This is a genomic window from Pseudomonas sp. CFBP13509 (assembly GCF_005233485.1).
In the GTDB taxonomy this organism is placed as follows: Bacteria; Pseudomonadota; Gammaproteobacteria; order Pseudomonadales; family Pseudomonadaceae; genus Aquipseudomonas; species Aquipseudomonas marginalis.
Genome location: NZ_QGAA01000008.1, coordinates 14,525 through 41,452, shown reverse-complemented (window position 1 = coordinate 41,452; position 26,928 = coordinate 14,525). Strand labels below are relative to the sequence as shown.

Here is a 26,928-nt window from a genome sequence, read left to right as displayed (position 1 = left end):
CATCAGCTGAAAACTCGTCAGCACGGCCGCGTTCGGCCCGAAAAAATAGCCTTGCAGGAGCAACTCAATGAGCAAACCCCATAAGACCCCTTCGACGCCGGGCAGCGAGCCGTCGCGGATTCGTGAAGGTTTGCCCTTCCCCCTCGGCGCTACCTGGGATGGCCTGGGTGTCAACTTTGCGCTGTTCTCGGCCAACGCCGAGAAAGTCGAACTGTGCCTGTTCGACGACACCGGCGAAGTGGAACTTGAGCGCATCGAACTGCCCGAATACACCGACGAAATTTTCCACGGTTACTTGCCCGACGCCCACCCTGGGCTGATCTACGGCTACCGTGTGTACGGGCCTTATGACCCGGCCAATGGTCATCGCTTCAACCACCACAAATTGCTGATCGACCCCTACGCCAAGCAACTGGTGGGCGAACTCAAATGGTCCGAAGCGCTGTTCGGCTACACCATCGGCCACCCGGACGACGACCTCAGTTTCGACGAGCGTGACAGTGCGCCCTTCGTGCCCAAGTGCAAGGTCATCGACCCGGCGCACACCTGGGGCAACGACCAGCCGGTGCGGGTGCCGTGGGACCGTACGATCATCTACGAAACCCACCTGCGCGGCATCAGCATGCGCCACCCTTCGGTGGGCGAAGACGTGCGCGGCACCTGTGCCGGGTTGATGGAAGATGATGTGCTCAAGCACATCCGCCAGTTGGGCATCTCGTCGGTGGAGTTGCTGCCGGTGCACGCCTTCGTCAACGACCAGCACCTGCTGGAAAAAGGCATGACCAACTACTGGGGCTACAACAGCATTGCGTTCTTCGCCCCCGACCCGCGCTACCTGGCCAGCGGCAAGATCGCCGAGTTCAAGGAGATGGTCGCGCACCTGCACGAGCAGAAGCTGGAAGTGATCCTCGACGTGGTCTACAACCACACCGCCGAAGGCAACGAGCGCGGCCCGACCCTGTCCATGCGCGGCATCGACAACGCTTCGTACTACCGGCTGATGCCCGATGACAAGCGCTTCTACATCAACGACTCCGGCACCGGAAACACCCTGGACCTGAGCCACCCGTGCGTACTGCAGATGGTCACCGACTCCCTGCGTTACTGGGCCAACGAGATGCACGTCGACGGCTTCCGCTTCGACCTGGCGACCATCCTGGGCCGCTACCGCGATGGCTTCGATGAACGCCACAGCTTCCTCGTGGCCTGCCGCCAGGACCCGGTGCTGCGCCAGCTGAAACTGATTGCCGAGCCCTGGGACTGCGGCCCCGGTGGCTACCAGGTGGGCAACTTCCCGCCAGGCTGGGTTGAATGGAACGACCGCTTCCGTGACACCGTAAGGGCTTTCTGGAAAGGCGATGACGGCCAACTGGCGGACTTCGCCGGGCGCATGACCGCCTCGGGCGAGATGTTCAACCACCGTGGCCGCCGCCCGTACAGTTCGGTGAACTTCATCACCGCCCATGACGGTTTCACCCTGCATGACCTGGTGTCGTACAACGACAAGCACAACGAAGCCAACGACGAAAACAACCAGGACGGCAGCAATAACAACCTGTCCTGGAACCACGGCGTCGAGGGCCCCACCGACGACCCGGAAATCAACGCACTGCGCCTGCGCCAGATGCGCAACTTCTTCGCCACGCTGCTGCTGGCCCAGGGCACGCCGATGCTGGTCGCCGGTGACGAGTTCGCGCGGACCCAGCACGGCAACAACAATGCCTACTGCCAGGACAGCGAGATCGGCTGGGTCAACTGGGACCTGGACGAGGATGGCAAGGCGTTGCTCAAGTTCGTCAAGCGCCTGATCAAGCTGCGCCTGGCCTACCCGATCCTGCGTCGTGGGCGCTTCCTGGTAGGCGACTACAACGAAGACATCGGCGTCAAGGACGTCACCTGGTTGTCGCCGGATGGCACCGAGATGACCACCGAACAGTGGGAAGACAGCCACGGCCGTTGCCTGGGCATGCTGATGGATGGCCGCGCCCAGGAAACCGGGATTCGCCGCGCCGGTGCCGACGCCACCCTGTTGCTGGTGGTGAACGCCCACCACGACGTGGTCAATTTCCGCCTGCCGCCGGTGCCGGAGGGTGAGTTCTGGACCTGCATGCTCGACACCAACGAGCCGGCGGTACGTGGCCAGGAACGCTTCGAGTTCGACCACGAGTACGGTGTGACCGGCCGCTCGCTGCTGCTGTTCGAACTGCAGCGTGACGACGAGGTGTGACATGGCACTGCATGGATTCCTTCAAGGCTTCCAGGGCTATGCGGACACGCAGGACCTGGCCAAGGCCCTGAGGGCATTTCAGGAGGAAGGCCTCGATCAGTTGCCGCTGCCTGGCAGCGGCGACACCCTGGGGCGGTTCAGCCGCCTGGCGCAGGTGGCGGGTCATGACCTGCGCTTGTGCAAGCTGTTCGAAGGCCACACCGATGCGTTGGCCATCATTGCCGAGCTGCGTAGCCCGGCGCCGCCTTTGGGCAGTCTGTGGGGCATGTGGGCCGCAGAACCGCCGAATGCCAAGGTGCAGGTGCGCTGCGAGGGCCATCGCCTGCGTCTGGACGGGCGTAAAGCCTGGTGTTCCGGGGCCGCGGTGCTCAGCCATGGTTTGCTGACGGCGTGGGATGAACAAGGCGGCCAGCAATTGGTGGCGGTGCAGATGGACCAACCGGGCATCACGGTCACCCACGACGGTTGGAATGCGGTGGGCATGGCCGCCACCGGCAGCGTCGAGGTCGTCTTTGACGGCGCCCATGGCCTTGCCGTGGGCGGCCCCGGCGACTACCTCGGGCGTCCCGGATTCTGGCAAGGCGGCATCGGTATCGCCGCCTGCTGGTACGGTGCGGCACAACGCCTGGCCGAGGTGTTGCGCGATCACTGCAGCAAGCGCTCGGAGCCTCACGCCCTCGCCCATCTGGGGGCGGTCGACAGCGCCTTGAACAGCGCTGCCTGCGTGCTGCGGGCCAGTGCGGAGCAGATCGACCGCTACCCCAGGGCCGATGCCCGGCACCTGGCCCAGCAGGTGCGCGCGAGCATCGAGGACACCGTCGAGCAGGTCATGCGGCACGTGGGCAGAGCCGTGGGCGCGGGTCCGTACTGCAAGGATCCGCACTTCGCCCAGTTGATGGCGGACCTGCCGGTGTATGTCCGCCAGAGCCATGCCGAACGCGACCTGGCCGGCCTCGGCGAACTGGTCGCAGGGGAATCCACAGGGAGGTGGCAGTTATGAAACCCAACCCGATCGTCGGCCAGGGCACGCCCCTGCAGCGCTGGCAGGACTCGCCGCTGATGGCCGAACTGCCGCAGATCAGCGTCGAACAATTGGTACCCAAGGGCCACCGCGCGGTGATCATCGCCCCACACCCGGATGACGAAGTACTGGGCTGTGGCGGCCTGTTGCAAGGCTTGGCCGAACTGGGCCGGCCCATTCAATTGATTTCGGTCACCGATGGCAGCGCCAGTCATCCCGGCTCCACCCACTGGTCGGTGGAGCGCTTGAGCGTGGTGCGCCCCCAGGAGTCGGCCCAGGCCCTGCACCGCCTCGGTGTGCCGTTGCACAGCCTGAAATGGTTGCGGGCCGGCTTCAGCGACAGCCAGGTGGCAGCGCGGGAAGACCAGCTCAGCGCCTTTATCCAGCGCCACCTCAAACCCACGGATGTGGTGTTTACCACCTGGCGCGAAGACGGCCATTGCGACCACGAGGCCGTTGGCCGCGCGAGCGCCAAGGCAGCGCACGCGGTGGGTGCGGCCCTCTATGAGCTGCCGGTGTGGACCTGGCACTGGGCGTCTCCCGAGAACAGCCTGGTGCCCTGGCACCGTGCCCGCAAAATCCCCCTGAGCTGTGAAGCCGTCGCGCGCAAGCGCCATGCCATTCATGCGTTCGCCAGCCAGCTGGAGGGTGACCCGCAGATCGGCCTGCCGCCGGTGCTGGCGCCCTATGTGGTGGAGCGTCTGCTACAACCTTTTGAAGTGGTATTCGTATGAGTGTGGCGACACCGTATTTCGATCAACTGTTTGCCGGTAACGACGACCCCTGGGCCTTTCGCCAACGCTGGTACGAGCGTCGCAAACGGGCGCTGACCCTGGCACTGTTGACCCGGCCGCGCTATGCCTCGGTGTTCGAACCCGGTTGCGCGAATGGCGAATTGAGCTTCGAGCTGGCCCCGCGCTGTGATCACCTGCTGTGTTGCGACACCGCCTCGGCCGCCGTCGCCCTGGCACGCAGCCGCCTGCTGGGCTTTGCCCATGCCCGTGTGGAGCAGAGCCGCCTGCCCGAGCAATGGCCGATAGGCGAGTTCGACCTGATTGTCTTGAGCGAGTTGTGCTACTACCTCGACCGCGATGACCTGTGCCGCTTGATCGATCGCGCCCTCAGCAGCCTCACCGCCAACGGCCAGGTGTTGGCCTGCCACTGGCGCCCGACGATCGACGGGTGCCCGCAGACCGCCGAACAGGTGCATGCCCTGCTCCATGAGCGGCTGGGGATGCCCCTGGTCGCCACCCACCACGAACCCGACTTTCTACTCGACCTGTGGAGCCGCGACGGCACTTCGGTTGCCACCCTTGAGGGCCTGCGATGATCGGCATTCTGATCCCGGTACATAACGAAGAGGCGCTGCTCGGCGAGTGTCTGGAGGCAGCATTGGTGGCCGCCAGTCACCCAGGCCTGCTGGGTGAAACGGTGCAGATCCTGGTGCTGCTCGACAGTTGCAGCGATGCCAGTGCGGAGATTGCCGAGGGGTTCCCGGTGCAGCGCCTGGAGGTACAGGCGCGCAATGTGGGCCATGTGCGCGGGGTGGGCGCGCGACACCTGCTCAACCAGGGTGCACGCTGGATTTCGTGCACCGACGCCGACAGCCGCGTGGCCCCCGATTGGCTGGTGGCCCAGTTGGCACTGGGCGCCGACGCGGTGTGCGGCACCGTGACCATCGACACCTGGAGCGAAGAGTTCGACCCGGCGGCGCAGATCCGTTACCAGGCGGCGTACCACGCCCGTGACGGTCACCGGCATATCCACGGCGCCAACCTGGGCATCAGTGCCGGGGCCTATGTGCGCGCCGGAGGGTTCGAACCGCTGGCCTGTCACGAAGATGTGCAATTGGTGCGTGACCTCGAGCGCTGCGGGGCCTCCATCGCCTGGAGCCACGCCCCGCAAGTCATCACCAGCGCGCGCCTGGAGGCCCGTGCCCAGGGCGGGTTCGGCGATTATTTGAAGAGCCTGATGTGCGCGTCTTGAAAAAAACGACATTGCAAAATGTAAAAGCGACCAATCCTTGTCTATGCTGATGACGCCTTGCTGGTAATTCAGGGTTGGATTACCACGCGTGCACCACGGCGGAGTCTGTGGTGAATAAATAGAGTCGTCCCGTCAACGGGGCACGACCCAGCATCAATCGACAAGGACGTAACGCCCATGAAGCCTGCCTCCCTCAGTGAAGGCCGTCGCGGCCCCGCGCAAATCTGGAACAGCGCACCGCAGCTGGCGCAAATCCCGCCTATCTCTACCACCTCCCTGGTGCCCGCTGGCGCGCGTGTGGTGATCATCGCGCCCCATCCCGGCGACGAGGTGGTGGCCTGCGGCGGTCTACTGCAATTGCTCAGCACCCTGGAACACCCCCTGCAAATGATCTCCATCACGGACGGCAGTGCCAGCCACCCGGGTTCCCACGTATGGCCGGCCAGCCGCCTGAGTGTGGTGCGGCCCCAGGAAAGCGCCGAGGCGCTGCGCCGCCTGGGCATGCCCTTGCACAGCCTGAAGTGGATTCGCGGCGGTTTCTGCGACAACGCCCTCGCCGCTCGCGAGCCGCAACTGAGCCAATTCATCGCGCGCTACCTGCAGCCGGGCGACGTGGTGTTTTCCACCTGGCGCAACGACGGCAATGACGACCATGAGGCCGTCGGCCGTGCCAGCGCCAACGCCTGCAGGCTGGTGGGCGCGCAACTCTATGAACTGCCGATCTGGGCCTGGCACTGCCCCGCCCGCGAGGGTGCGACGATCCCCTGGCAACGGGCGCGCAAGGTACGCCTGGACACCTGGACCGTGGCGCGCAAACTCCACGCCGTCCATGCGTATGCCAGCCAGTTGGCGGGCGACCCGCAGATCGGCCTGGCGCCGATATTGGCCCAGGTGCTGCTGGAGCGTATGCGCGAGCCTTACGAGATTGTGTTTTCGTAAGACCGGCAGCTCGTCTATACCTGTCAACTCTGACAGTAGCGCCCTGCACGATGTATGGCTAGGGTGCAAACAGCGCTGCACCCGTTGAGGTGCAGTCGAGAAAGCCATGCCAACTCCTTGCATTGGCCGGTGTTTTCGAACAGGTAACCCGCACTCCCTGCTCCGTATCGCGTGTCACGTTGTCATGGTCTGGCCTGCACCGGCCTTTGCCGGTGCCGGGGCAACTTTCCCCTCGCACGAGGATGGATCATGCGCTTACGGACTCTGACCCTGCTGTACCTGATTGCCCTGGCGGCACTGCCGAGCGCCTCTTACGGGGCGTGCACCATCAGCAACACCGCCGGGGACGACCTCTCTTCCTGCGACAGCGGCACGGCACCGGGCTTTACCGACAGTGCCGGCAACAACACCCTGAACCTCAGCGCCACGGGGCGGATTACCGGGAATGTCACCTACGGCGCCGGCAACGATCTGGTGGATGTGAACGGGCCCAGTGCCGGGATTGATGGCAACCTCAACCAGGGCGATGGCAGTAATATTTTCCGGCTCAACCTGGGCAGCATCACCGGCAGCGTCAGCCAGGGCTCGGGCGCGGATGTGGCGCAGATCACCGGCGGACAGGCCGGCGCCGTCAGCCAGGGCGCAGGCGTCGACAGCTACGCCCAGAGCGGCGGCACCATTGCCTCACTGGCTCAGGGCGATGGCCTGGACACCTTCAACATGAGTGGCGGCACCATCACCGGAGCCTTCGAGGATGGCGACCAGGCCAGGATGAGCGGCGGCACCATCGGCCGGGTCGACATGAAGCTCGACAACAACCTGTTCGACATGTCGGGTGGCAGGATCATCGGCAACCTGGTGACCGGCTTCGGCAACGACACCATCCTGATCTCGGGCACGGCCTTTGTCGGCGGCAACATCAGTGTCAGCGGGGGAAACGATCACGTAGCGGTGTCCGGTGGCGACGTCAACGGCCAGATACTCCTCAGCTTTGGCAACGATGACTTCGAATGGACCGGTGGCAACCTGCATTCGTTCGTACTGCTGGGCGCCGGTGACGACACGGCGGTGCTGCAGAACCTGGTCAACACCCAACTGGCCGCGGCGCAGTTGATCGACGCTGGCCTGGGTGTCGACACGCTCACACTGGACAATACCAAGGCAGGCGATCCGGGCCTGTTTCCCAACTGGGAAAGCATTCGGCTGGACAACCAGTCGCAGTTGATCCTGGGCGGAACGCTGAAACTGGGTGACAGCGACACCGGCACGGGCAGCCTGAGCATCGACGGGACCAGTGAACTGTTGATCGGCACGGGGGTGATCGACCCGTTTACGGCCGGCCAACGGGTGAACGTCACCAACAGCGGCACCCTCAACATGACCACCGGCAACACCCGCACCAGCGACACCTTGACCATCAATGGCAATTACACCGGCGACAACGGGCGGCTTGCATTGCAAAGCGCCCTGGGCGCGGATGATTCCCCCAGCGACAAACTGATCATCAACCAGGGCATCCTCGCCGGTACCACCGCCATCAGCGTCACCAACCTCGGCGGCACGGGTGCGGCCACCCTGCAGGACGGCATCCAGGTGGTGCAGGCCCTCAACGGCGCGTCTGGCAGTGGCAGCGCGTTTACACTGGCGGGCCCGGTGTCTGCCGGCGCGTTCGACTACTACCTGTTCAAAGGCGGTGTCACGGCCGGTACGGCGGAGAACTACTACCTGCGCTCGACGATCCCCGTGGTGCCGCCTGGCCCGGTGATTATCGTGCCGTTACCCACCCCCGTTCCCGGTGAACCACCGCTGCCGCCCAATCCCGGGACCGAACCGATCCCTATTTTATCGTCCGGAAGTGCCGATCTACGCTGCGTTGTTTCCCGCCGCACAGCAACTCGTGCAGGGCATGCTCGGCACCTTCCACCAGCGTATGGGTGACCAAAGCCAGCAGTTGCATACCGGCCCATTCACGTCGGGCTGGGGACGGACCTACGGCAACAGCACGCGCCAGAGCTTCACCGGAACGGTCAGCCCGTCGCTCGACAGTTCGGTGACCGGCTTCCAAGTGGGTACCGACCTGTACGCCAGCACCTACGACAATGGCCTGACCCAACGGAGCGGGTTCTTTGTCGGCCACAGCACCCTCAAAGGCAACATCAAGGGCTTCAACGGCGGCTGGCAGGACAAGGACGCCGGCAAGACCACCTTGCGCGGGGACAGCCTGGGGGTCTACTGGACGCTGATCGGCGCCAACCAGGCCTACCTCGACCTGGTACTGATGGGCACCCGCTTCGACGGCAATAACGAGTCGGATCGTGGCGTGAAGATGGACACCCGGGGGCACAATGTCACGGCGTCCGCCGAAGTCGGCTGGCCGTTTGCGTGGGTGGGTAACTGGGTGGTTGAACCCCAGGCGCAACTGATCGTCGGCAAGACCAGACTGGATAAGCAAAACGACGGGATCTCCGACGTCGCCTATGACGCCGACACTAACGTCACCAGCCGCCTCGGGGTGCGCCTGCGCGGTGACTATCTGGTCCGCAGCATGCCGCTTCAACCCTACGTACGGGCGAATGTCTGGCACACCAGCGCCGGGCAGAACACCGTCACCTTCAACGGTGTGACGGCCATCGACACCGAGCAGAAGTCCACCACCCTGGACCTGAGCGCCGGCGCCATGCTGAAGGTGGCCACGGGCATCAGCCTGTACGGCGAGCTGGGCTACAACCGCAACCTGGACAGCAACACCTTCAACGGCCGCCAGGGCACGGTGGGCTTGAGAATGGAGTTCTAGGGAACCCGTGAATCACCTATGACCGGGATTGACCACCCCGGCAGCCTTGAAGCGTGAAAACTGAAAGGCAATGCCCAGCCAGATAAACCAGGCCGGCATCACGTACAGCGCCAGGCGTGTATCCGGCCGCAACGCCAGCAGGCCGAGGACGAAGGCCATGAAGGCCAGGGAAAACCAGGCCATCGGCACACCGCCAGGCATCTTGTAGAGAGATCTGGCGTGCAGGTCCGGGCGCTTTTTGCGGTAGGCAATGTAGGACGCGAGGATGGTCGACCAGGTGAAAATCACCAGGATCGCCGACACCGTCGACACAATCGTGAAGGCGGTCATCACCTCCGGCACCACAAACAGCAATACCAGGCCCAGCAGCATCAGCAAGGTGGTGAAGGCCAGGCTGATAAACGGCACGCTGCTTTTCGACAAGCGTCCAAAGATACCCGGGGCGTCCCCCAGGTCAGCCAGGCCGAACAACATGCGGCTGGCGGAGAACACCCCACTGTTGGCCGACGATGCCGCCGAGGTCAGCACCACGAAATTGACGATCCCCGCCGCAGCTGGAAAGCCCGCCACCAGGAACAGTTCCACGAACGGGCTCTTGCTCGGCGACACCTGTTGCCACGAGGTGACCGCGATGATGCACCCCAGGGCCAGCACGTAAAACAGGATGATCCGCAGCGGAATCGAGTTGATCGCCTTGGGCAAGGTCCTTTCCGGTGCTCGGGTTTCGGCGGCTGCGGTGCCGATCAGTTCGGTGCCGGCAAAGGAAAAGATCGCCATCTGGAAGCCGGCGAAAAAACCGAACAGGCCATTGGGAAACGCCGCCTGTTTGTCCAGCAAGTGGCTCACGGAGGCCGTGACCCCGGTGGGCGAGACAAACGAGCTGGCAATCAGCACCACGCTGACACCGATCAGGGTCAGCACCGCGATGATCTTGATGATCGCGAACCAGAATTCCACTTCGCCGAACAGCCTGACCGTCAGCACGTTCAACGCGAACAGCGTCAACAGCATGCCCACCGCCGGCATCCACGCTGGCACATGCGGGAACCAGTACTGGAAAAACCCGCCGACCACCACCGCGTCCCCCACCACCGCCACGCTCCAGCTCAGCCAGTACGACCAGCCGAGAAAGAACGCCGCACGCGGGCCCAGGTAGGCGCCGGCAAAGTCGGCGAAGCTCTTGAAGTTGAGGTTGGACAGCAGCAGCTCACCCATGGCGCGCATCACGAAGTACACGAACAGCCCGATGATCATGTAGATCAGGATGATCGAGGTGCCGGACAACGCGATGATCTTGCCGGAGCCCATGAACAGGCCGGTGCCGATCGCACCGCCCATGGCCATCAGCTGGATGTGGCGGTTGCTCAGGGTGCGTTGCAACGCAGGCTTTTCACACAGCCCGGACGTGGTTGTTTTCATCACAAAACCTCTTGTTATGTTTTTGAGTTTTGGCAGAAAAAAGAATCGAGCGAGTGTTGTTATTAGGTCAGGCAGTCTTGCTTTCGAAGCCGTGCAGGACGTTGACGGCGTTGATGCCGATCTCGTCGACCATGTAGCCGCCTTCCATCACGAACAGCGTCGGTACGCCCACGCTGGCGATGAGTTCGCCCATGCTGAGGAAGTCCTGGCTGTCGAGGAGGAAGTGGCTGATGGGGTCGTCCTTGAAGGTGTCGACGCCGAGGGAGATCACCAGCACCTCGGGGGCGAAGTGTCTGAGTTGCTGGCAGGCGTGGATCAGCGCGGTTTTGTACTGGGCCCACGTGGTGTTTTTCGGCAAGGGGTAGTTCAGGTTGAAGCCCTCCCCGGCACCTGCACCGCGCTCGCTGCTGGCACCGGAGAAATACGGATAGGACACCGCAGGCTCGCCGTGCAGGGAGATGAACAGCACCTCCGCGCGGTCGTAGAAAATATTCTGCGTACCGTTACCGTGGTGGAAATCCACATCCAGTACCGCGACGCGCTTGGCGCCTTGGGTGATCGCCTGTTGGGCGGCAATCGCGGCATTGTTGAGGTAGCAATAACCGCCCATGTATTCGCGGGCCGCGTGGTGCCCCGGTGGGCGGCACAGGGCGAAGGCACTGTGATGGCCTTCGTCGATCAGCGCCAGGCCGGTGAGCGCGATGTCCGCGCTGGTCTTGACCGCCTGCCAGGTGGTGGCGGTGATCGGCGAGCCGGCGTCCATGGCGAAGAAGCCCAGCTTGCCGTCGATGAAGTCCGGCACCTGCTCATTGGCCAGGTCCCGTACCGGCCACACCAGCGGCAGTGCGTCATGGCTGCGGCCGATGGCGGTCCATTCGGCCCAGGCGGTTTCGAGGAAGCTGACGTAGCGCTCGCTGTGGGCGTTGACGTAGCAGGCGCGCTCGAAGCGGCGCGGCACGATGATATCGCCCAGCCCGACGTGCCGGACGCGGTCACGCACGGTGTCGGCGCGGCTGGGTTGTTCGAATGAGGGCTTGAGCACGCCGTCCTTGAGTTCGGTGCCGTGGTGCAAACGGTGGTCATCACTAAAAACAGTCAGCATTTGGATACATCCGCCAGAAAAAGACAGGGTCTATTTTGTTCTGGCTGCGCAGGGCTTTCTTTGCTTTTACTTCTGACGCTGATAGCTTTATCGGGTGTTTTTACCCCATTGATAGCCAACTATGAAAAATAAAACCAAGCAGGTCGTTCTTGACGACACCGATCTCGCCATCCTCGCCCTGCTGCAGGAAGACGCGAGTATTTCCAACGCCCAACTGAGCGAACGCCTGGCCCTGAGCCTCACCCCCTGCTGGCGGCGACGCAAACGCCTGGAGGAAGAAGGCGTGATCAAGGACTACCAGGCCAACCTCGATCGCAAGTTGCTCGGCCTGGACATCATGGCGTTTGTGCATGTGCGTTTTGCGATCCACACCGACCATGCTCCGGATGCGTTCGAAGCGGTGGTGAAGGAGCTTCCTCAGGTGCTGGCGTGCCACAAGATCACCGGCGACGCGGATTACCTGTTGCAGGTGCTGGCGGAGGATCTGGACAGCTACAGCGAATTTGTCGAAAGCGTGCTGCGGCGGCAGTTGGGGATTGCGTCGATCCAGTCGAGCCTGGCGCTGCGGGAGGTGAAAGCGACGAGTCGGATGGCGATTCCGAAACGCGATTGAACACGCAAAAAAACAACTCGCCGACGGCAGGTAATGGCAAAAAGCCTGCCCTGCCGATGTGAAAAATTCGTTAACTAATTCTCCCCAAAGGCTTTTTCCGACAGATTTAATCTGCCAAACTAATGCGAATAATTATCAACAGATTTATTATTCGCCACGGACGGCACTTAGGGGAGAGTCCGTTCCATGTCTGTGCAACAACACGGCGGTAAAGGTTTTACACCCAGTCTGATCGCTTTGGCGGTGTGTCTCGCCACCTCGCACGCGGCCTTCGCCGCCGACGCTGAAACGCCGGCAACCACCTTGGAACTGGGTGCGACCCAGATCTCCGGCGAGCAACAACTGGGCGAAACCACCGAGGGTACGCAGTCCTACACCACCGGCGCGATGAAAACCGCGACCAAACTGCCCCTCACCCTGCGTGAAACCCCGCAGGCCGTCACCGTCATCACACGCCAGCGCATGGATGACCAGGGGATGACCAGCATCAACGACGTGGTCAATGCCACGCCTGGGCTATTCCTCAACTATTCCAGCGGCCCGGGCCGGCAGTCCTACACCTCACGCGGTTTCGACATCGACAACCTGATGTACGACGGCATCCCCAGCGGCTACAACGGCGTTTCCGTAGGCGCCCAGCCGAACCTGGCGATGTTCGACCGTGTCGAGGTCGTGCGTGGCGCCACCGGCCTGGTGACCGGTGCGGGCAACCCGTCGGCGGCCATCAACCTGGTCCGCAAGCGGCCGCTGGACGAACAGAAAGTCACCCTCACCGGTGCCGCCGGCAGCTGGGATGACTACCGTGGCGAGCTCGACGCCTCCAGCCCGCTCAATGACAGCGGCACCTGGCGCGGCCGGGTGGTCACTTCCTACCGAGACGCCAACAGCTTCATCGACAACGCCGAGTCCTATCACGGCCTGTTCTATGCCGTCACCGAGGCCGACCTGAGCGAAGACACCACCCTCACCCTCGGTTTCTCGAACCAGAAGGACAAGACCAACTACTTCTGGGGCTCGTCGATGATCGGCCAGGACGGCCATCACCTGGATCTGCCGCGCTCCTACAATCCCGGTACCGACTGGGAGAACAAGGACCAGGAAATCAACACGGTCTTCGCCGAACTGCGCCAGCGCCTGGCCAATGACTGGAAGCTTCAGGTCAACGCCAACTACGCCGAACAGAACGCGTTGTTTTCCGGTTCCTACCAGTCGCGCTGGGTCAACAACACCCTGGCGCGCACGGTCTACCAGGCCGCCTACGATGAAAACCAGGCCGGTGTCGACGCCTTTGCCAGCGGCCCGTTCCAGGCATTCGGGCGCACCCATGAACTGGTGGTGGGCGCCAGCCGACGCATCTACGACATGACCACCCACAACTACAGCCCCTACAACACCAACTGGCCCCTCACCGCGGGCAAACCGGACTTCGTCCACACCACGGACGATCGCGAGGTCACCACCCAGGACGGTGTCTACGTGACCACGCGCCTGAGCCTGGCGGACCCGTTGAAGCTGATCCTCGGCGGGCGCCTGGACTGGTATGACTACGATGCCCACGGCAGCAACGACGGCGACTATCACGTCACCCGCAACCTTACCCGCTACGCGGGGCTGATCTACGAGCTGGACGATCACCACTCCGTGTACGTCAGCTACAGCGACATCTTCACGCCGCAGAGCGCCAAGGACACCTCCGGTACCCCGGTCAAGCCGATTGTCGGCAAAAACTACGAGGTCGGCATCAAGGGCGAATACCTGGGTGGCGCGCTGAATGCGAGCGTGGCGCTGTTCCGTGTCGACCAGGAAAACCGCGCCACCCAGGTGACCGTGCAAAACTGCCCACAGACAGAGTGCTATGAGGCCTCCGGAGAGATTCGCAGCCAGGGGATCGACTTCGAACTGCAAGGCGCGCTGACCGAGAACTGGCAGGTCGGCGGTGGCTACACCTACGCGCGTACCCACACCATCAAGGATGAAGCCAACCCGCAGAAGGTCAACAAGCAGTACGACACGGACGTTCCGGAGCACCTGTTCAAGCTGACCACCCGCTACAACTTCCAGGGCCCGCTGGAGAAACTGCGCGTGGGCGGCAACATCTCCTGGCAAAGCCGCCTGTACAACGACGTCAAGCTGGCTGACGGCAGCACCTACCGCCTCCAACAGGGCGCCTACGCCGTCACCGACCTGATGGCCGGCTACAAGGTCAACGACCACCTCGACCTGCAGCTCAACGCCAACAACATCTTCGACCGCCGCTATTACTCCACCATCGCCAACTCCGTGAGCTATGGCGGCGACGCCTACGGCACCCCACGCAACATGATGCTGACGGCCAAATACAGCTTCTGATCCACCTGGCGAACGGGGGTCCTGATGTGGGGGCTTGCTCCCTCCCACATTGCCCCCCGGCTTGTCACCACGAATGTGTTCTGCCCCCTCCGAACGCATTCGCGCTTAAAGTCCCCTCCCGCAAAGCCGATAAACTTTTTGGTTTCCCTGCACCCGCAAAGTGCCTGAACGCGGGCCGTAGTGGCACGCCGCATGCTTTGATCCTTGCCAGACCACATGGAGTAAGAGTGAATGCCCGCACGCGCACGTTTCCTGGAGCACTACCGCAAGGCCGACCGCATCATGCTGGCATTGATCTGGCTGATGACGCTGTTCTCCGTCGGGCTTGCGTTCTGGCACGACACCCTGACCCAGGCGATTGTCGTGGGAGGAGGCACCAGCACGGTGCTCACCGCGCTCTACCGCGCCATCGGCGGCACGCGGGTGATGCGTTGCGCACTGGGCGCGGGCTTGATGGTCATGGCGGCGCTGCACATCAACCAGGCCCAGGGTGTGATCGAAGCGCACTTCGGGATTTTCGCGCTGCTGGCGGTGCTGACGTTCTATCGAGACTGGCTGCCGATCCTGGTGGCCGCCCTGACGATTGCCGTGCACCACGTGGTGTTCCATGCGTTGCAGCATCAAGGCTTCCCGGTGTTCGTGATGGCGCATCACGGCGGTTGGACCATGGTGTTTGTCCACGCCTTCTACGTAGTGATGGAAACCATCGCCCTGCTCTACCTCGCGGTAAACAGCCAGGCCGAGGCGGTGGAAAGCGAGGAGATGCTGGAAAAAATGCTCGCCGTCACCACCCAGTTCACCGTGGAAAGCGCCAAAGGTGAAGGCAAGGTGCACGTCTCCCTTGCCAAGCGCTTTGACCATTTCCTGCAACAAATCACCCACCTCATCGACGGCGTCGCCCGTGACTCCCACGGCCTCGGCCAACTCGGCCAGGAACTGGCCCACGCCAGCGGCACCCTGGAAAAAGGCGCTCGCCACCAACTGGCCGAAATCGCGCAAATGACCGACTCCATGCAGCGCATGGAAGACGCCATGGGCCACATTACGGTGCACGTCGAAGAAGCGGTTGAACACGCGGGCGTCGCCAGCCAACAAATCCTGCGTGGCCAGGAAAGCGTCGGCCGCGCCCAACACGAAATCACCCAACTGGCCACACGCCTGGAAGGCACCAACCACACCGTCCAAGGCCTGGCGGTCCAGGCCGAACAAATCGGCTCGGTACTGGAAGTCATCAGCAGCATCGCCAACCAGACCAACCTCCTTGCCCTCAACGCCGCCATCGAAGCCGCCCGCGCCGGCGAACAAGGCCGCGGCTTCGCCGTCGTCGCCGACGAAGTGCGCAGCCTGGCGCAACGCACCGCCGTCTCCACCCAGGAAATCAAAACCATCATCGAAGGCCTGCAGCAAGGCAGCCGCCAGGCCGTGGAAGCCATGCACGACAGCCGCCAGGGCGTGGAACGGTGTGTGGAGGACAGTCAGCTGGCAGTGGAAATGCTGCGAGCGGTGGGCAATGACATTACCCAGATCGATGCGCTGAATGGGCGGATTGTCTCCACCACACGCGAACAGACCTCGGCGAATCAGGAGATTGTCGGGCGCTTGCAATCGGTGCAGAGCATTGCTCAAAACACCGCTGACGACGTGGAGATGTTGGCCAGGAGCAGCGAGCAGTTGCCGCCGATTGCGGTGCGGTTGGATGCGTTGGGGCGGCGGTTTCACCCGTGATAGTTTGGGGCTCGCCATCGGCCGGAAGCCATCACGGGTCTCGTCTTGACGGCCCGGGCCGCCCCTGATCCTGAGCGTTCGCTTAGTCTTGCTTGACCAGCTCGACCCTGCGGTTTTCAGCTTTGCCTGCCTCGGTGGCGTTGTCGGCCACCGGGTCAGCCTCGCCAAACCCGGCCGCAGATAACCTCGCCGCGTCGATACCCTTGGCGGTGATGGCGGCCTCGACGGCCTTGGCGCGGCCGTATGACAGTGTCTTGTTGTGCGCGGGGTCACCGGTGTGATCGGTGTAGCCGTTAATGGCCAGTTTCAACGATGTATTTTGCTTGAGTAACAACAACACTTGCTCGATCTGTGGCTGTGAACCCGGAAGGATGCGGGTCTGGTCAGTCGCAAAGTTGATGTGCAATGCCACCTTGCCGGTTTTATCTATCTGCGCTTTCAGTTCACTGGCCGGCAACAGGCTGGCCGTTATTTGCAGCGGTTTGGTTTCGGCAATCAGCAGGCCGCCGCCGAACGCGTAGCTGCACAAATGAATCCAGATATCGCGGTCGGCGCGATGGATAACAAACACCTGCGCGGCGTTATTCCAAATGTCCCCCAGGCCACTGTTGTATTTGAGCGCGAAGTCCCGCGGCCATTCTTTGATCTTCTGGCCGGGGTCTTCCGGAATCCTGCCATCGAAGATCTTGCTGCCGCCCAACGAGGACACGACGGACTCGAGGTTGCGCTGCAATTCCAGGTCGGAGAACGCCTTGCCTTGCGCGGCGTCGATATGGGCTGACCAGACCTTGCCTTCTACTACTGCCAGGCGATCACCGGTCCAGAAGGGTACCTGATCAAAGTCGGAGACATCGGGCGCGGTGGCGATGACATATCCGTCGGGAAGGGCGATGTAGGGAAAGGCGCCCAACGGCACGTTCGACACCTCAAGACTCGCGGCATCGAATACCTTGTTGTCTGCTCCGCTCTCGAATGACGAGGCTTGAATGCTCAGCCCCAGGGTGACGATTAAAACCAGGGTAGTCGCTGCTGTTTTTTTCACTAACGTCATGTTATTCCCGCAAATCCTTAGCACCCAGGGTGATGGTCGAGCGGATAAAGGGTGCTGCTGTCGTTGGCTGCTTATAAAACCGGGGCTATCGAGATAACTCAATAGCACAGCTGCCCTATTGCATCGCGCTTTGGCGCTGGATCACAGTTGTTCGCGCTCTAACAGGTCTTTTCTACGCTATTCGACGCTGCCGATCGTATTGAACAGGGATGCTTTTTTTGAAACCTATAACCACCAGAAAAATTGAAATGAACGCTGCGCTGGCGATGGCCTTGATCTCGCTGTTAACCACCAGCGCTACCTGGACCGAGGCAGCCGTTGGTGCAACGGCCTCCTCGGCACCGTGTACCAATGGAGCGGATTTCCAGGCCGGCACCGTTGTGGAGTCTGAAAGTCGCGACAACACCTCTGCAGTAACCAATCGAAGTAAAACCGAAACGCTGGGCCATGAAGACTTCGCCGGGGCCAACCCGGTGGCGTCGTTACACACCACGTTCATAAGCAATTCGCCGGTGTATTTAACGACCACCTTTGCGCAAATCAAGGACGGCCAGTTGATTCGCTATGGTGATCGACACGGTGCCGGGCCTTCGTTGACCACGACCCTTTACACCCCTCCGCCCACCACGCCGCTGGATTTACAACCCGGGCAAACAGTCGCCGTCAGTTACAAGAACCAGGTCGCCAGCGGCGGCACCACGCTTGAGTTTGAGGTATCAGAAAAGCTGACCTACCACGGCCGCGAGACGATCAAGACAGCACTCGGGACGTTCGAGACCTGTCGCTTCACCAATGAAATTTCCACTGGATCAACGTCCGGTCAGCAACCGACCCAGAAGGTCGTGGTGCAGAATTGGTTTGCTGCCGAAGGGCCCTACCGTGGACAATCAATCAGGTCGGCCAGCCTCTCCGGAACCAATGGAGGACAGGAGCGGCTCGTTGAAGTGGTCAAGATGCGATATGAGACGCGAGCCAACTAGGTAGCTTTATGCCCAGGCGATGAGAAGGAGGATAGCACTGCCCTTCCTGGCAACGGGTTCAAGCCCGCTGTTTGTGCCGCAGTTGCATCGACCAAAATGTACTTAATTGCTTAATGGCCTTTAGTAACTAGCACAGGTGTACTAGTTCAGCTGTTCTATATCATAAGTTGTATGAGTCGGACATGATCAAAGCGTGTTTTCATTGATCTGGACGGGTTGTGCTTGCTGATATGAGTTGCCGAATTGTGGTGGCGGACGAACACCCACTTTATCGAGAGGGCATGACAGGGCTACTGGAGTGCTTAATACCTGAAGCAACGATAAAACAGGCAGGAAACCTGGAGGAAGTCTGGGTTCTCCTGGAACGCTGGCAACCTGTCGCCATGCTGTTTATCGAAGTATATTTGCCAGGGCTTTGCTCCTTGAAAGAGCTTGCGAAACTGTGCGGGGAAAGAGGCACTACTGCAGTCGTTGTTGTTTCGACAGTCGATGACAGCGTGGTCATTACGCGAGTGATGGAGGCCGGCGCCAATGGTTTTATTGGCAAGAACATTTCAGCCGAAGAGGTACGTAACGCCATCAACGATATTCGGAATGGCCAAGTAGTGGTCAAATACGAACCGGCCGGATCACCATCATTTGAAAGTGATCATGCGATGGGCAAACTGACGTCGCGGCAGCGGGAAGTCTGGCATTTGATCGCACAAGGTAAAACCAACAAGGAAATTGCCGCTGAACTGGAAATCTCTCCCTATACCGTGCGTATTCACGTGTCTTCGCTGATACGTGCCTTGAACGTACCCAATAGAGCAGTAGCCGCCGCGCGTTTCGCGGGGCGCTACACCTGCTAGTCCCTTGATGGATCTACGGGTAACTCGCACCGCACTTCATTGACTTGACCTGCTCAAGCAACACGTTGCGCAGTTCCGGCGGTCGCACCGGTTTGGCCAGTACCGAGATATTGAATGCGTGCAGTGATTGACGGATGCGCTCGATTTCGTGCCCGGTGATGACCAATGCCGGTATCTCTTGACCCCGGAACTCGCGTATTGCCGCGATACATTCGGACCCCGAGACCTTTGTGCCCAGGTCGAAGTCGGCAATGATGATGTCGCAATCGCTGGCCAGGGTATCCGCATCACTGTGGGTCTCGACGACGCAGCCCCATTTCTCCAGCAGGGCCTTGGTGGCCAGCAACACATTGGCGTCGTCTTCAATCAGGCATATCCGTAGTCCGTTCAGGCGCTCATGGGTGCTTTTCATCCGAGGCGCGATGACCTTTGGGGCGGCGTGTTTCAACCCGCTGATTGCCACCTGGGTGCCGCGCCCGGGCGTGGAGCGAATATGTACATCGACATTGAGCAATTGGCTGATGCGCTTGACGATGGACAAGCCCAACCCCAGGCCCTCGACATCCTTGTCGCGTGCGTGGCGCACCCGGTAAAACTCTTTGAACACGTCCGGTAAATGTTCGGCGGCGATACCGCAGCCCTTATCGTAAACCACCACGGCCAAGCCCTTTGCCTGGCGTCTGACACCGATCAGCACGGGCTCTCCCGATGCGTACTTGATCGCATTGGACACCAGGTTCTGCACCATGGTGGTCAACAGCCCCCCATTGACGTTCACCCAATGCGGGCAAGGGTGCAGGCGCAGTTGAACCCCGGCCCAACGCGCAGCCTCGGTGTTCTGTTTGACGACCTCCTGCAACAGCGCGCCCAGGTTCACCGGTTCCGCTCGCGGCTCCAGCTTCCCGTTGTCGAGGGTGTAGATATCCAGGATCGAACGGAACAGCTGAGAGACGGTGTGCAGCGAGCGGTCGATGTTGTCCACCATGCGCAGTTCTTCGCCGCCCAGATTCGCGTCCCGCAGGCACGCGGTGAACAGGCCGATGGAGTGGATGGGCTGGCGCAGGTCGTGGCTGGCCTGGGCGAGAAAGCGTGATTTCTCCTGATTGGCGGCGATTGCCTCTTCCGATGCGATACGCGTGCGTTTGAGCAGAATGTGTGCATAGGTCGGCACGACGATGGTGGTCACGATCAGCATCAGGAACATGTAGGGCTGCGCGCGCCAGAAGGGGTTGAACAAGAAAATAACGATAAGGGTAGACAACGCGATCACGGTTGCCAGGGCCAGATAGTGTGAGCCGAAACGCATGCCATTACCCAGGGTCACCCAGAGCAGCGCGGCATAAATAGGCAATGCACCTTCGCCTCCCAGCACCATGGCGAAAGCGATACCGGTGTAGTCATGGAGCATTGAGAGCAAGCGCCGCCAAAAAAAGTGTCCTGGCCAGCGCTTGATCGCCATGCGCAGGAATATCGACACCACGATGAAGGTCGAGATATACACGATGATGGGCGTGTAGGCTGCGGTATCGCTGGGGCGCAGCCCGCTCAGTACGATGATGTACAGCAGCGCACAGGCGCTGACGGTCAGGCGCAACGTGGCCTGATTGAGTTCGCTGTTCTTTTCCACGCGTTCAACCTCATGGACCATGGGGGATGCATCGCTGGATGCCGCCCCCTTGAGAACAATAAGGCGTAGGTTGGCGTGTTAAGGCATCAAACGACACGGCGTGTCGTATCAGAAGCGGAACGTGTCAGTAAAGCCTGTAGTAATCCACCACGTCATCCACGAAGTAAATTATCAACTTCGTTCCCTGGGTCTGGCTTTGAGCTTTTTTCGTGCCCGTCACACTGCCGACATCATTGGCGACACCCTGTGCCTTGGACACTTGCGACGAGGCGTCGTACATCTTCAGGCTTGTCTCGGTCGAGACATATTTGTGGGCCAGGGTCATGTACTTTTCCAGACCCTCCTGGTTTTTATCATAGGTCCAGTTGGACCCGTTGCTTCTGCTCGTTGAATCAAGTTCCTCTTCGGCTGGAGCGCCGAACAATTGCGTCACCTGAGTCTTGGTAGTTTTTCCCGGGATGATGGTTTTCTTCAGGTAAGCAACATCGTACTTTTGTGCTCCAGGGTTTAAGGAATTCATCAAATCCCCAGTGTTAGCACAGCCTCCCAGGCCTGCGGTCAGTATGCACAGCGTGAATCCGATTCTAAGTAGTTTTCCATATTTCAAGCACATAGACTTACCTTGAGTTGTGATTAATACCATTCCATTTCGACCGGGTGCACGGTGAAGTTGACACAACGTAGTGCAACTAATCGAGCCTTTGGATTCACAGGCGGGCAAACACGCTGGAACACTTCAACGCTGAAGTTAAAGTGCATTCCGGTGTGCGCTCGGGCTCAAAGCCTTTAAGACTTTTTCGAGCGTGTACAGCTTATGAGGGCGCGTGAGCTGACACCATAGTACAAGTGTGCTATAGGCGGACAACAGGGACTTGTCTAGCATAGCCAGATGGACATTAATGGCTTGAATTAATGTAATAAATTGCTCGCCAGTTGATGTAATGCCCGATTATTGAAGCCGCATGAATGGAGTCGAAATATGAAATCATGGATCACCGTCTTATCCATTCTGATGCTGTCCGGGTGTGCGGGTTCTCCCTTGAGTAATCTGGTCACGAACCAGCGTTATCAAACGACATCGGACATTACTGCTTCATGGGTAGGTGCGTCCGAAGATGAGTTGGTGACGTCATGGGGGGCGCCAAAAAACAGCCATGGCCTCAGTGATGGCAACTCGAAAATCATCGGCTACGACTACGTATGGCTTACAAACGGCAGCCATTCGATGGAATGGGGTTATGTGCCTGATTACGCCCGTTGCGAACAGCGGTTCATGATTGAAAAGGGCGTGGTGACCCGCTGGTATTCATCTGGCGACTGTCCAAAAAGGCCTAAAGGCGCCAAGTTGATCCCCGGTAACGCCCCCGTCCCCCAACCCACGCTCTAATGGTCATTGCACCGTCTTGATTCACGTATCGAGCTTGCCCGGCCACCCACTGGCACCGGGAAAGTTACTGAATTGAGCCGCCGCCGCCGCACGGGTGGGCACACCCAGGGATTTAAGCAGAGTGGAAACATGGATGCGTACGGTGAACGGGGAGATACCCAGTTGCTTGGCTATTTCCTTATTGGTCTTGCCCGCCGCAACCAGGCCGAGCACTTGCCGCTGGCGGGCGGTGAGTGAGGCAAGGCTTGGGTCCAGCAGGGGATTTTCGGGGTTGTACTTCACCACGACTTCCCCTTCCCGAATCGCCAGGATGGCTTCGGCAATGCCTGCCGGATCAACGTTTTTGCCGATAAAGCCATCAGCGCCTTGGGCGATGACCTGGGAAATAATGTCCAGGTCATCGACCATCGACACCACAATGATCGAGGTGCGCTTGAACTCATTGCGCAGCTGGCCTATGACCTGCATAGACGTGATACCGGGAAAGCGCAGGTCCAGAATCAACGAATCAACTTCTGCGCCCGCACGCGCCAGCGCCAGTACTTCATCCAGATTGCCCGCCTGCTCTATCATCGCTGTCGGCATAAGCCGTTCTATGGTTCTCAGCATACCTTCGCGAAACAGAGGATGGTCATCTGCCACTATGATTCTGTGCGTCATGTCAAGGTCCATCTCACCTCAGGTCCGGCGCATCGTAACGCAAACTGTAACGCCAGGTTTCAACTTTTAAGCGACTTCTTGCCCTGGAGAATCGCAATGAACATGACGGAAAAGAACAGTGAACTGGACCAGGCCACATTGCGGTTGACGGTCAGCACCTGTGCTTCGCTGTACATCTTGGTGGTGGCCCTCCTTCCTTCAAGTGACTTCGCCACCTATGTACCGATCATGTGGTACATGGCGTTTTTCATCAGCGTGGCAGTCCCCCTGCGCATGGCGATCAAGCGCTGGCCAGGGCACTTTTTCTGGCGCCGATTGTTCGCCATGGCCCATGACTATACCGGCATCGCTTTCGCCATGATCGTGGGTGGAGAAGGCGCGTTGCCGGTTTATGCCGCGTTGCTCTGGGTCACATTGGGCAATGGCATGCGCTTTGGCTCGCGCTACTTGACCGCCGCGACACTCATCGCACTGAGCATGCTGGTCATGATCTTCATGCTTACCCCGTTCTGGCGCGCACAGCCCTACATGTTCCTGATGCTGATCGTGACCACCATCGTCGTGCCGGCCTATGCGCACATTCTACTCAAGCGCACGCGTATCGCATCGGAAGAGGCAATCGCCGCCAATCAGGAGAAATCACGCTTTCTCGCCCAGGCCAGCCACGACCTGCGCCAGCCCATCCACTCCATCGGCCTGTTCACCGCGTGCCTGCGTGACGCGAATCTGGGCGGCGAAGAACTGCGACTGGTGGACAACATCGACCGCTCGCTGCACACCGTCTCTCAGCTGTTCCGTTCGATTTTGGATATCTACACCCTCGACAACGGAAAGCTGGAGCCGCAAGCGGAACCGGTGAACCTGGGCGCGCTGCTGCGGGACGTCGTCAAACAGAACACCGAGGCCGCGCGCTGGGCCGGGGTTCAACTGCGCCTGCGCCCTTGCGAGCACTGGGTTAATGTCAATGCGGGGCTGTTGACCACCATGGTGCAGAACCTGGTGTCAAATACACTCAAATACGCGTCCGGCCAACCGGTCTTGATCGGTGTGCGTCCCAGAGGCAAGGGCTTGGCCATTGTCATCTACGACAAGGGACGCGGCATCGCCGCTGAACATCTGCCGGAAGTATTCAAGGAGTTTTACCGGGTGCGCCACGCACGCGACAAGGATGTCGAGGGCCTGGGGTTGGGCTTGTCCATCGTCAAGCGCATCAGCCAGTTGCTCAATCTGGATATCCAGTTGGACTCCCGACTCGGCCAAGGCACCCGCGCCACTATCCAGCGCCTGGAAAGCGTCGCGCCAGGCATCGAGACGCAACGGCCAGCGCCCACGCAAAGCCGTCTGCAGGGTCTGCGGGTATGCCTGGTGGAAGACGATTCCAACGTACTGATGGCGACCTCGGCCTTGCTGGAAAAATGGGGATGCGAGGTAGAAAGTCATAGCGATGGACTGAACGTGACCACGGAATGCGACATCATCATTGCCGACTTCGACCTGGGCCCTAGGATTTCAGGTTCCGAGTGTATCGCTGCAATTCGCGAACAGCGTGGTTGGGAAGTACCGGCCATGATCATGACCGGCCATGAAATCGAGCGTATCCGCAGCACATTGATCCATATGAATATCTCCATCCTGTCCAAGCCCGTGCGTCCGCCTGAATTGCGAACGACCCTGCTCGAACTGACCAAGCATTTCGCCAGGGAAATGGGTTAGCTGGGGGATGTCCATGCCCGGATATATCGAAGGACGTCCGTCCGACCACCGCAACAGAATCGCCCAGCAGCGGTCGCTCAGCTGTTCAGCGACATCGGCTTGTCTCCACCCGGAGGCAATCCAAACACCTTGCGCACCCCATTGAGAAACGCCCCATAAGGCCGGCCCAGAACCAGCATCATCAACGCCGCACCGAGCGTGCCGCGCACCAGCCCACTGCCCGATGCACCACTGAAGGCAATGATCGCTGCATAGATGGGCACCTGGAAACTGACGAGGGCGAGACTGTCCCATAGCAACCTGGAAACCCGCCCCTGACTGGCGCGCGTCATCACCCAATCCCGCCATAGACCGTAAGGTCTCGCGACCGGCACCATCAGCACTGCGCCCAGAAGGCGCGCATGAAGGACCTGATCCCACGCCATGCCGGCAATGAAACGTTCATTGACGATGCCGGTGATTGTGAAAAACACGATCAGCGCCGTTGTGTCTGCAAAAAACGCAGTCCGGCCCATTGACTGTCGCGAGCGTTGAAGCACATCACATCTCCTGTCCTGGCTTGAACAAACAAAGCGCTGGACCTTGATTCACGCACGACGCCAGCTCAGCCAACAGTGCCAACCTTCAGCCCGGTTACTCGGCCCACCATGATTCAGCTATTCGGCGGCGCATCTTCCCGATGTGACAGCGGCTGCACCGCCAGGTGCGGAGATTCACCGAAGAACTCGATCAGCAGTTCGGTGAGCACGCGTATTTTACGGGCGGGATGCGGACCCGGCGGGCGGAGGATGTAGGCCCCGGCCGGTGGTGGTGGATGGTTTGTCATGATCGGTACCAGTGCGCCGGATGCCACGTGTTCATGGGTGAGGCAGTCAGGCAGGTAGGCGACGCCGAGGCCAGCAATCGCAGCGGCAACAAGGGCGATGCCGTTGTCGGCCTTGAAGCGTCCTTGCGGACGAACCGTGATGATCTTGTCGCCGTCCATGAACTGCCAGGCTTCAGTGCCTTGCAGGAGCGCCTGATGGTCGACCAGGTCGTCCGGCGTCGCGGGGGTACCGTGCGCCTTGATGTAATCCGGGCTCGCGACAAGCTTGGTATAGACCGGGCCAATGCGCCTTGCGATCAGGTTGGAGTCCTTCAGATACCCCACGCGAATGGCGCAATCGTAGCCCTCGGTGATGAGGTCAACGAAGCGATCGCTGTAGCAAGTCTGCATATGCAACTGAGGGTGACGGCGTGCCATTTCCGCCAGCACCGGTGCGAAATGAGTCGGGCCAAACGACAGCGGGACGGCCACGCGCAGGCGGCCGCGAAGAGCGCCGGCAGGCAGGATCGTTTCCTTGGCGATGTCGATCTCGGTGCAGACTCTGGCGGCGTAGTCCCTGAATGTCGCGCCGGACTCAGTGAGTGCCGCGCCGCGAGTGGAGCGTGCCAGCAGTTGCACGCCGAGTTCGCTTTCAAGCCGAGCCAGGCGACGACTGACGATCGACTTCGATACGCCAAGACGCACTGCTGCCTGCGAAATGCCCCCGGCATCAGCCACCTCCACGAAGGTCTGTAGTTCTTCGATATCCATGCTTGCGTTCCCCGTCATGCGACACAGCACATCGCAGGATGCTACTACTGTGTCGAACATGGGAACAGCACAATGGATTTTCCAGGCACAGCATCCTCTACCCGTGCCCTGGAATCCATTACCCGCACGGGCTCAGGCCTTTTTACCAACGTGCACCCATAAAAAGGATTTGCCCATGGCAAGCGAGACTCTGCGCAACCCCCATACCGACCCACTACTGACCCCGGAAAACTCAGCGTTGATCATCATCGATTATCAGCCTGTTCAGGTTTCCTCGATCCGCTCGATGCCGCGTGACGAACTCGTCTTCAACATCACCAGCGTCGCCAGGGCGGCGGTCAACTACAACCTTCCGATCATCCATTCGACCGTCAATGTAGCGACCGGTCGCAACAAACCGCCGATCCAGGAACTGCAAGAGGTACTCGGCCACCTGCCGACCTATGACCGCACCTCGATCAACAGTTGGGAGGACATGGAATTCAAACAGGCGGTCAAGGCGCTTGGGCGTAGGAAACTCATCATGACGGCGCTCTGGACCGAGGCCTGCCTGACATTCCCGGTGCTCGACGCTATCCAGGAAGGCTATGAAGTGTATGTGCCGGTCGACGCGGTTGGCGGCACATCGCTCGCCGCACACGAGGCGGCGCTACGCAGAATGGAGCAGGCGGGCGCGAAGCTCATCAGTCGCGTGCAGATGTATTGCGAGCTGCAGCGCGACTGGGCGCGAGAAGTGACCGTGCCGGGCTTTATGGGCGTGTTCGAGAACTTCGACGGGTTCAACGCTGAAAAGGCTCTGGAGGAAGCGGGCAAGAAAACCTGATCAAAGGGCAGTTGATGATTGCGTGATGGCCCTGGCCTGATGTGGCGATCATCGGTCAACGCTTGCGTGCCCAGGTTTCAGCCGC

Annotated in this window: 22 protein-coding genes and 1 pseudogene; 15 read left to right on the top strand and 8 right to left on the bottom strand. The window is 60.6% G+C overall.

Annotated features, from left to right (window positions below):
• The first annotated feature begins 67 nt into the window (after positions 1-67).
• From glgX to PspCFBP13509_RS14880, 7 genes and pseudogenes are all read left to right on the top strand, one after another.
• Positions 68-2,227 (top strand): glycogen debranching protein GlgX, encoded by a 2,160-nt coding sequence (gene glgX, locus PspCFBP13509_RS14910; protein ID WP_065948303.1) that lies wholly within the window; start codon positions 68-70, stop codon positions 2,225-2,227.
• 1 nt (position 2,228) lies between these two features.
• Positions 2,229-3,227 (top strand): acyl-CoA dehydrogenase family protein, encoded by a 999-nt coding sequence (locus PspCFBP13509_RS14905; protein ID WP_137212249.1) that lies wholly within the window; start codon positions 2,229-2,231, stop codon positions 3,225-3,227.
• A complete protein-coding gene (locus PspCFBP13509_RS14900; RefSeq protein WP_074846908.1) occupies positions 3,224-3,982 on the top strand; it encodes a PIG-L deacetylase family protein in 759 nt (252 codons plus the stop codon). Before PspCFBP13509_RS14905 ends, PspCFBP13509_RS14900 begins: the two co-directional genes overlap by 4 nt.
• Positions 3,979-4,578 carry an SAM-dependent methyltransferase gene (locus tag PspCFBP13509_RS14895; protein ID WP_065925218.1) on the top strand — a complete coding sequence of 200 codons (600 nt, stop codon included), beginning with the start codon at positions 3,979-3,981 and terminating at the stop codon, positions 4,576-4,578. Before PspCFBP13509_RS14900 ends, PspCFBP13509_RS14895 begins: the two co-directional genes overlap by 4 nt.
• Positions 4,575-5,234 carry a glycosyltransferase gene (locus PspCFBP13509_RS14890; RefSeq protein ID WP_137212248.1) on the top strand — a complete coding sequence of 220 codons (660 nt, stop codon included), beginning with the start codon at positions 4,575-4,577 and terminating at the stop codon, positions 5,232-5,234. Before PspCFBP13509_RS14895 ends, PspCFBP13509_RS14890 begins: the two co-directional genes overlap by 4 nt.
• Before the next feature lie 177 nt (positions 5,235-5,411).
• Positions 5,412-6,173, top strand: a complete 762-nt coding sequence (locus PspCFBP13509_RS14885; protein ID WP_027606749.1) for a PIG-L deacetylase family protein — start codon at positions 5,412-5,414, stop codon at positions 6,171-6,173.
• A 249-nt stretch (positions 6,174-6,422) separates the two neighbouring features.
• Positions 6,423-8,967 (top strand): annotated as a pseudogene (locus PspCFBP13509_RS14880) (autotransporter family protein).
• A gap of 12 nt (positions 8,968-8,979) precedes the next feature.
• On the opposite strand, the gene PspCFBP13509_RS14875 reads toward PspCFBP13509_RS14880, so the two are convergent.
• Positions 8,980-10,386, bottom strand: coding sequence for an amino acid permease (locus tag PspCFBP13509_RS14875; RefSeq protein WP_074846912.1), 1,407 nt, complete (start codon positions 10,384-10,386; stop codon positions 8,980-8,982).
• A gap of 67 nt (positions 10,387-10,453) precedes the next feature.
• Positions 10,454-11,488: a histone deacetylase family protein gene (locus PspCFBP13509_RS14870; protein WP_137212247.1), complete on the bottom strand. Its 1,035-nt coding sequence runs from the start codon at positions 11,486-11,488 to the stop codon at positions 10,454-10,456.
• Positions 11,489-11,609: 121 nt separating this feature from the next.
• Here PspCFBP13509_RS14870 and PspCFBP13509_RS14865 point away from each other — a divergent pair, with 121 nt between their 5' ends.
• From PspCFBP13509_RS14865 to PspCFBP13509_RS14855, 3 genes are all read left to right on the top strand, one after another.
• Entirely contained in the window at positions 11,610-12,101 is a 492-nt protein-coding gene (locus PspCFBP13509_RS14865; RefSeq protein WP_027606753.1) for an Lrp/AsnC family transcriptional regulator, read from the top strand.
• Positions 12,102-12,287: 186 nt separating this feature from the next.
• Complete coding sequence (locus tag PspCFBP13509_RS14860; RefSeq protein WP_137212246.1) at positions 12,288-14,450, top strand: TonB-dependent siderophore receptor; 2,163 nt, start codon at positions 12,288-12,290, stop codon at positions 14,448-14,450.
• 231 nt (positions 14,451-14,681) lie between these two features.
• Entirely contained in the window at positions 14,682-16,175 is a 1,494-nt protein-coding gene (locus tag PspCFBP13509_RS14855; RefSeq protein ID WP_065948298.1) for a methyl-accepting chemotaxis protein, read from the top strand.
• An 82-nt stretch (positions 16,176-16,257) separates the two neighbouring features.
• Here the strand turns inward: PspCFBP13509_RS14855 and PspCFBP13509_RS14850 are convergent, their stop codons facing one another.
• Positions 16,258-17,226: an OmpA family protein gene (locus tag PspCFBP13509_RS14850; protein WP_074846916.1), complete on the bottom strand. Its 969-nt coding sequence runs from the start codon at positions 17,224-17,226 to the stop codon at positions 16,258-16,260.
• 266 nt (positions 17,227-17,492) lie between these two features.
• On the opposite strand from PspCFBP13509_RS14850, the gene PspCFBP13509_RS14845 reads away from it, so the two are divergent.
• Together PspCFBP13509_RS14845 and PspCFBP13509_RS14840 are read left to right on the top strand one after the other, a co-directional pair.
• Positions 17,493-18,206, top strand: coding sequence for a DUF3108 domain-containing protein (locus PspCFBP13509_RS14845; protein WP_137212333.1), 714 nt, complete (start codon positions 17,493-17,495; stop codon positions 18,204-18,206).
• A gap of 230 nt (positions 18,207-18,436) precedes the next feature.
• The gene (locus PspCFBP13509_RS14840) at positions 18,437-19,057 is read left to right on the top strand and encodes a LuxR C-terminal-related transcriptional regulator (protein ID WP_065948296.1); all 621 of its coding nucleotides are present in this window, start codon (positions 18,437-18,439) and stop codon (positions 19,055-19,057) included.
• A gap of 13 nt (positions 19,058-19,070) precedes the next feature.
• On the opposite strand, the gene PspCFBP13509_RS14835 is transcribed toward PspCFBP13509_RS14840, so the two are convergent.
• Together PspCFBP13509_RS14835 and PspCFBP13509_RS14830 are read right to left on the bottom strand one after the other, a co-directional pair.
• Positions 19,071-20,705, bottom strand: coding sequence for an ATP-binding response regulator (locus PspCFBP13509_RS14835; RefSeq protein ID WP_083244866.1), 1,635 nt, complete (start codon positions 20,703-20,705; stop codon positions 19,071-19,073).
• A 103-nt stretch (positions 20,706-20,808) separates the two neighbouring features.
• Positions 20,809-21,204 carry a hypothetical protein gene (locus PspCFBP13509_RS14830; protein WP_137212245.1) on the bottom strand — a complete coding sequence of 132 codons (396 nt, stop codon included), beginning with the start codon at positions 21,202-21,204 and terminating at the stop codon, positions 20,809-20,811.
• Positions 21,205-21,663: 459 nt separating this feature from the next.
• Here PspCFBP13509_RS14830 and PspCFBP13509_RS14825 point away from each other — a divergent pair, with 459 nt between their 5' ends.
• Positions 21,664-22,071, top strand: a complete 408-nt coding sequence (locus PspCFBP13509_RS14825; RefSeq protein ID WP_137212244.1) for a hypothetical protein — start codon at positions 21,664-21,666, stop codon at positions 22,069-22,071.
• Between the two features lie 21 nt (positions 22,072-22,092).
• Here the strand turns inward: PspCFBP13509_RS14825 and PspCFBP13509_RS14820 are convergent, their stop codons facing one another.
• Entirely contained in the window at positions 22,093-22,731 is a 639-nt protein-coding gene (locus PspCFBP13509_RS14820; RefSeq protein ID WP_027608115.1) for a response regulator, read from the bottom strand.
• Positions 22,732-22,827: 96 nt separating this feature from the next.
• Here PspCFBP13509_RS14820 and PspCFBP13509_RS14815 point away from each other — a divergent pair, with 96 nt between their 5' ends.
• Positions 22,828-24,444, top strand: coding sequence for an ATP-binding response regulator (locus PspCFBP13509_RS14815; protein ID WP_370737673.1), 1,617 nt, complete (start codon positions 22,828-22,830; stop codon positions 24,442-24,444).
• A gap of 77 nt (positions 24,445-24,521) precedes the next feature.
• Here the strand turns inward: PspCFBP13509_RS14815 and alaE are convergent, their stop codons facing one another.
• Together alaE and PspCFBP13509_RS14805 are read right to left on the bottom strand one after the other, a co-directional pair.
• Entirely contained in the window at positions 24,522-24,983 is a 462-nt protein-coding gene (gene alaE / locus PspCFBP13509_RS14810; RefSeq protein WP_065948295.1) for an L-alanine exporter AlaE, read from the bottom strand.
• 113 nt (positions 24,984-25,096) lie between these two features.
• The gene (locus tag PspCFBP13509_RS14805; RefSeq protein ID WP_065948294.1) at positions 25,097-26,020 is read right to left on the bottom strand and encodes a LysR family transcriptional regulator; all 924 of its coding nucleotides are present in this window, start codon (positions 26,018-26,020) and stop codon (positions 25,097-25,099) included.
• Between the two features lie 175 nt (positions 26,021-26,195).
• Here PspCFBP13509_RS14805 and PspCFBP13509_RS14800 point away from each other — a divergent pair, with 175 nt between their 5' ends.
• Positions 26,196-26,843 (top strand): hydrolase, encoded by a 648-nt coding sequence (locus PspCFBP13509_RS14800; RefSeq protein WP_065941713.1) that lies wholly within the window; start codon positions 26,196-26,198, stop codon positions 26,841-26,843.
• Positions 26,844-26,928 lie beyond the last annotated feature (85 nt).